Origin of the sequence: Streptomyces viridosporus (genome assembly GCF_002078235.1) — a bacterium.
GTDB classification, from domain to species: Bacteria; Actinomycetota; Actinomycetes; order Streptomycetales; family Streptomycetaceae; genus Streptomyces; species Streptomyces viridosporus.
Genome location: NZ_MSGP01000500.1, coordinates 1 through 6,214 on the forward strand (window position 1 = coordinate 1; position 6,214 = coordinate 6,214).

Here is a 6,214-nt window from a genome sequence, read left to right on the forward strand (position 1 = left end):
GCTTCCCCCGCTCCGACCGGGGCACCCCCGGCGCCAGGGGTGCCCCGGTCGGAGCGGGGGAAGCGGGGACCGAGCGAGGGGTGGCTCGGCGGCCGGAGCGGCGGGGTGTCTCCCGCTCGAGGAAGGTCGAGGGGGAGAGGGCTCAACAGCCGGAACAGCAACAGCTACAGCGAGCGCGGGCAGCACCGAGGGACCCGGCGGGGCGGGTCGAGGTGAGCGCCAAGTTCGCGAGCATGCCCATTAGGACACCGGTTCACACCTTCACTGTCAACTCGACGCCCGGTATGTGGGACATGTTTCACCTCATCCGGTTCATCTCCCGGGTGAAAGGTTTGCTCAGGCGGTTCCCGGGACACATGGTGCGCACGGCCGGGCGCACCGGGCGCCGTTGCGATCCCGTGATCGGACTGTGATCCGGTTCGCCCGGACCCGGGTGTCGGAACGGGATCAAAATCCCGGGCGTCCTTCCCGTGGAGGCTCTGCGCGGGTCAGGGGGCCCTGGTGGGCCCCCTCCGCGTGTCAAGGTTTAGGGTGATTTGAACACTTTCCGCTCGGCCTTGGTTCCGCAGAGTGAATAAGGGGCCCAATAGCAGATCTCGGCTTGACTCGCCCGGAGCAGCACACTTGTAATTTCACTCGTGTCGTTCAGCCGGTATCGGTAACGGCTACATCACGGGGACGCGAAAGACGGACGAGGGGCGCACATGACCGAGCTGGTGCAGCAACTGCTGGCCGACGACGCGGACGAGGAACTCGGCTGGCAGGAGCGCGCGCTGTGCGCCCAGACCGACCCCGAGTCCTTCTTCCCCGAGAAGGGCGGTTCGACCCGGGAGGCCAAGAAGGTCTGCCTCGCCTGCGAGGTCCGCTCCGAGTGCCTCGAGTACGCCCTCGCCAACGACGAGCGCTTCGGCATCTGGGGCGGTCTGTCCGAGCGCGAGCGCCGCCGGCTGAAGAAGGCCGCCGTCTGACGTACGGCACCTCGCCGCCGTACGCACGTCGACGCCGCACACATCACCTCCGTACGCACATCACTTCCGCACGTACGTCACTCACGGCCCGTTGCAGGCGGGTTGTCCACAGGCGACGGGCCGCCGCGTCGGCCAGCCGATAGTGTGGTCGCTCGTCCGCGACGCCCCACCGCCCCCTCCGGGCGCGGGCGTCCCCGCAGTCCACCGAACCGGGGCCCGTACCTCGATGTCCGTGCACACCCACACGGCAGCCCGCCAAGACGCCGCCGCTGCCGCTCCCGAGTTCCCGCGTCACGTGGTGACCGCGGTCCTCGTCTCCCACGACGGCGCCCGCTGGCTGCCCGACGCGCTCGCCGGGCTGCTCGGCCAGGAGCGCCCGGTCCAGTTCGCCATGGGCGCCGACACCGGCAGTGCGGACGACTCCGCCCAGCTGGTCACCGACGCGCTCGGCGAGGACCGGGTGCTGCACCTCGCCCGGCGCACCGGCTTCGGCCAGGCCGTCGAGGAGTGCCACCGCGGCGCGCCCCTCCTCACCCCCGAGGAGCTGCCCTACCTGAAGCGGCCGAGCGGCTGGGACCCGGTCACCCGCAGCTGGCGCGACGACGCCTACGACCTGCCCGAACTCCCGCACGGCGAGCCGGTGCAGTGGCTGTGGCTGCTGCACGACGACTGCGCCCCCGCACCCGACGCGCTGGCCCAGATGCTGCGCGTCGTGGAGAACGAGTACGAGCTCGGCCGCGACGACGTGGCCGTCGTCGGCCCCAAGCTCCGCGGCTGGTACGACCGTCGGCAACTGCTGGAGGTCGGCGTCTCCATCGCCAACTCCGGGCGCCGCTGGACCGGTCTGGACCGCCGCGAGCAGGACCAGGGCCAGCACGACCACGTCCGGCCCGTGCTGTCGGTGTCCACCGCCGGCATGCTCGTCCGCCGCGACGTCTTCGAGGAGCTCGGCGGGTTCGACCGCCACCTGCCCCTCATGCGCGACGACGTCGACCTGTGCTGGCGCGCCCACTCGGCCGGCTACCGGGTCCTCGTCGCCCCCGACGCGGTCGTCCGGCACGCCGAGGCGGCCTCCCGCGAGCGCCGCACCGTCGACTGCGTGGGCCGCACCTCCGCCTCCCCGCACAAGGTGGACAAGGCGGGCGCCGTCTACACCCTGCTCGTCAACACCCGTACCGCCGCGCTGCCCTGGGTGCTGCTGCGCCTGGTCCTCGGCACCCTGCTGCGCACCCTCGCCTACCTCGTCGGCAAGGTCCCCGGGCAGGCCGTCGACGAGATCCGCGGCCTCATGGGCACCCTGCTGCGGCCCGAACGGATCCTCGCCGGCCGGCGCCACCGCGGCAGCCCGCAGATCGACAAGGGCGAACTGCGGGCACTGCTCCCGCCGCCCGGCGCGACCGTCCGTGTCACCGTCGAACAGGTCGCGAGCAACCTCGTGGGCCGTTCCGACCCCGAGGCCGCCTCCGGCGCCGGGCGGCACGGCGGCGCCGTCGAGTCCGGGCCCGGCGGCGACGACGCCGACTTCCTGGAGGTCGAGCAGTTCGCCCGGCTCAAGCGCATCGCCCGCAGGCCCGGCCCGGTGCTCTTCCTGGTGCTGCTGCTCGCCTCCCTCGCGGCCTGCCGCGCCCTCCTCGGCGGCGGCGCGCTCGCCGGCGGCGCCCTGCTGCCCGTGCCCGCGGACTCCGGTGAGCTGTGGGCGCGCTACACCGACGCCTGGCACACGGTGGGCGCCGGCGGCACCGGGTCCGCGCCGCCCTACCTCGCCGTCGTGGCGGCCTTCGCCTCCCTGCTGCTCGGCTCGACCGGCCTCGCCGTCACGATCCTGCTCGTCTGCTCGGTGCCGCTGGCCGGCATCACCGCGTACTTCGCCTCCCGCCCGCTCGTGGAGTCCCGGCTGCTGCGCGCGTGGGCGGCCGTCGCCTACGCCTTCCTGCCCGCCGCCACCGGCGCCCTGGCCGGCGGCCGCATCGGCACCGCCGTCCTCGCGGTGCTGCTGCCCCTCGTCGCCCGCGCGGGCATCGCCGCGAGCGGCCTGGCGAACCCCGACGGCGCCCGCGGAAGCTGGCGCGCCACCTGGGCGTACGCGCTGCTGCTCACCGTGACCACCGCGTTCACCCCGATCGTGTGGCCCGTCGCCCTGGTCCTCGGCCTCGGCGTGCTGGCCCTGCGCAGGACCGACATCACGGCGTACGCGCTGCGCTTCCTGGCCCAGCTGGGCGCGCCGATGCTCGTCCTCGCCCCCTGGTCGTTCTCCCTCCTCCCCTTCGGCTTCTTCCGGGAAGCCGGCCTGGAGCACGGCCCCTCCGCCGCCTCCGCCCTCGACCTGCTCGGCGCGAGCCCGGGCGGCCCCGGCACGGTCGGCGGCCTGCTGCTCATCGGCCTGGTGCTCGCCGCCCTCGCCGCCCTGCTCCGCGCCGAGCGGCGGACGGCCATCCTCACCGCCTGGACGGCCGCCCTGGTGGGCCTCGTCTTCGCGGTCCTGTCCAACGCCTCCGCCTGGGCCGGCCCCGCGACCCTCGTCTACGGCACCGCCGTCCTGGCCGCCGCCGCGCTCGGCGCCGACGGGGCACGCGCGCGGGTCGCCGAGCAGAGCTTCGGCTGGCGCCAGCCGGTCGCCGTGCTGATCGCCCTCGCCTGCGCCGTCGGCCCGCTGCTGGCCGCCGCGGGCTGGATGATCCGCGGCGCCGACGGCCCCGTGGAGCGGCGCGACCCCGCCCAGGTGCCCGCGTTCGTCGCCGAGGAGAGCGCCACCCGCGACCAGGCCCGCACCCTCGTCCTCGACAGCGACTCCACCGCCCGCGTCCGCTACATGCTGGTCCGCGGCTCCGGCGCCCGCATGGGCGACGCCGAGATCGCCGCGGTGGACGGCGGGAACACCCGGCTCGACAAGGTCGTCGCCAACCTCGTCGCCGGCTCCGGCGCCGACCAGGCCGACCAGCTCGGCGGGTTCGCCGTGCGCTACGTCCTGGTCCACCAGGGCGCCCCCCGCGAGGTCTCCCGCGTCCTGGACGCCACCCCCGGCCTGACCCGGCTCAGCCAGCAGGCGGGCGGCGCGCTGTGGCGGGTCGACCGGGAGGTCGCCCGCGCGAGCATCGTCCCCGCCCAGGGCGCCGGGGGCGAGCCGCGGCCCGTCGCCGCCGGCCCCGTCGAGATCCACACCGAGATCCCGGGCGGCGGCGAGGGCCGGATCCTCCGCCTCGCCGACTCCGCCGCGGAGGGCTGGACCGCCACCCTGGACGGCAAGCCGCTGTCCCGCACCACCGTCGACGGCTGGGCCCAGGGCTTCGAACTCCCCGCCTCCGGCGGCAGGCTGGACGTCACCTACGACACCCCGATCACCCACACCGCCTGGCTGTGGGCCCAGGGCCTGCTCGCCGTCGTCCTCGTCGTCATGGCCCTGCCCGGCCGCCGCCGCGACGTCGACGACGACCTGCCCGAGGAGCCCGCCGTCCCCGCCGAGGCGCTCGCCGGCGAGGGACGCCGCGCCCGCCGCCTGCGCGCCCAGGCCGAGGCCGAGGCCACGTCCGAAGCCACGGCCGAAGGGGCGGGCGGCGACGAGGAGTTCCCCGCCCCGCCGGAGCAGCCCCCGGCGCCGGTTCCGCACCAGCCCGACTACGGCGCATGGGACACCGCGGCCTACGCGGACGCCGAACCCGGCACCGCCCACACCGGCGAGCAGTACCAGCAGTACGCGACGGACGCCTACGGCACGCCGTACCAGGACGCCCCCTACCAGGACGGCCCGTACGACCCGTACGCCTACGGCGCCCAGCCCCAGCAGACGCCGTACGACCAGACGTACGGACAGGGCTACGACCAGACCTACGCGCAGGGTTACGACACGCCGTACGACCCCCACGGCACGGGCAGTGAGCGTCCCGACGGGAGCCAGCAGTGAACCGCACCACCCTGTCCCTGATCGCGGCGGCCACCGCGCTCGCCGCCGTCACCGGCTTCGCCGCGCTGTCCGCACCGGACCCCGCGGCCACCGGCGACACCGCCGAGGCGGCGGCCCACCTGCCCGTGGAACGCACGAGCCTGCTGTGCCCGCCGCCCAGCACCTCCGACCTCGCCGAGACCACGTACACGTCCTTCACACCGGTCACCAAGGGCACGGAGAACAAGGGCACGGCCGAACTCCGGGCGGCGGAGCGGTCAGAGGCCGGGCCGGACGAGCAGGACGCCGAGGACGCCGAGGGTGACGAGAGCACCGAGGGCGCCGAGAGCGACCGGGACGGCGAGGGCGGCAAGAGCGACAAGGGCGGCAAGGGCGACAAGCCCGAGGAATCCGTCCTCGCGCCCGAGGAGCCCGGCAAGCCGGCCACCGGGGACACCAGCGGAGGCGAGGCGCCCGCGCTCGTCGGCACCGCCGACGGCCGCTTCGCGCCCGGCTGGACCGTGCAGCAGACGACCGAGGTCGCCGCGGGCACGGGCCGGGGCCTGCAGGGCGTCACCTGCACCGCGCCGGACACCGAGTTCTGGTTCCCGGGCGCCAGCACCGACGCCGACCGCACCGACTACGTCCACCTGACCAACCCCGGCGACTCGGCCGCGGTGGTGGACGTCGAGCTCTACGGCAAGGACGGTGCCCTCGAGACGACGGTGGGGGAGGGCATCACGGTCGGGCCGCACGCCACCGAGCCGATCCTGCTGTCCACGCTCACCGAGGAGGAGCAGACCGACGTGACCGTGCACGTCGTCGTCCGCAGCGGCCGGGTCGGCGCGGCCGTGCAGGCCCTGGACGCCGAGCTGGGCGGCGACTGGCTGGCCGCGTCGACCGATCCCGCGGGCAGCCTGGTCCTGCCCGGCATCCCGAAGGACGCCACCGCCGTCCGCCTGGTCGCCTTCGCCCCCGGCGACGCCGACGCCGACCTGAAGGTGCGCCTCGCCTCCCCCTCCGGCCTGATCACCCCCGCCGGTCAGGAGACGCTCCGGGTGAAGGGCGGCATGACGACGGCCGTCGACCTGGGCGACCTCACGCGCGGCGAGGCGGGCTCCCTGGTCCTGACGCCCACGAACGGCGCCGTGCCGGTCGTGGCGGCCGTGCGCGTGCTGCGCGGCGAGGGCGACGCCCGGGAGTCGGCGTTCATCCCGGCCGCACGACCGGTCGGCACCCGCGCGACGTCCGCCGGCAACACCGCCGAGGGGACGACCCTCTCGGTGACCGCCCCCGAGGGCACCGCCCGGATCAAGGTCACCGCCTCGGCGGGCACCGAGGGCGGCACGCCGGCGTCCGAGACGTACAC

At 75.1% G+C, this 6,214-nt stretch carries 3 protein-coding genes; all 3 read left to right on the forward strand.

The annotated features are described in order from the left end of the window. The first annotated feature begins 704 nt into the window (after positions 1 to 704). Positions 705 to 968, forward strand: coding sequence for a WhiB family transcriptional regulator (locus tag B7L92_RS30420; RefSeq protein WP_004987249.1), 264 nt, complete (start codon positions 705 to 707; stop codon positions 966 to 968). A 226-nt stretch (positions 969 to 1,194) separates the two neighbouring features. Further along, entirely contained in the window at positions 1,195 to 4,866 is a 3,672-nt protein-coding gene (locus tag B7L92_RS30425; RefSeq protein ID WP_107501646.1) for a glycosyltransferase family 2 protein, read from the forward strand. Further along, a partial coding sequence (locus tag B7L92_RS30430; protein WP_081240565.1) for a DUF5719 family protein occupies positions 4,863 to 6,214 on the forward strand: 1,352 nt, incomplete at its 3' end. The genes B7L92_RS30425 and B7L92_RS30430, both read left to right, overlap by 4 nt.

Coding starts and splice junctions, on each gene's coding strand:
- B7L92_RS30420 (WP_004987249.1), top strand. CDS start 705: ATGACCGAGCTGGTGCAGCAACTGCTGGCCGACGACGCGGACGAGGAA.
- B7L92_RS30425 (WP_107501646.1), top strand. CDS start 1,195: ATGTCCGTGCACACCCACACGGCAGCCCGCCAAGACGCCGCCGCTGCC.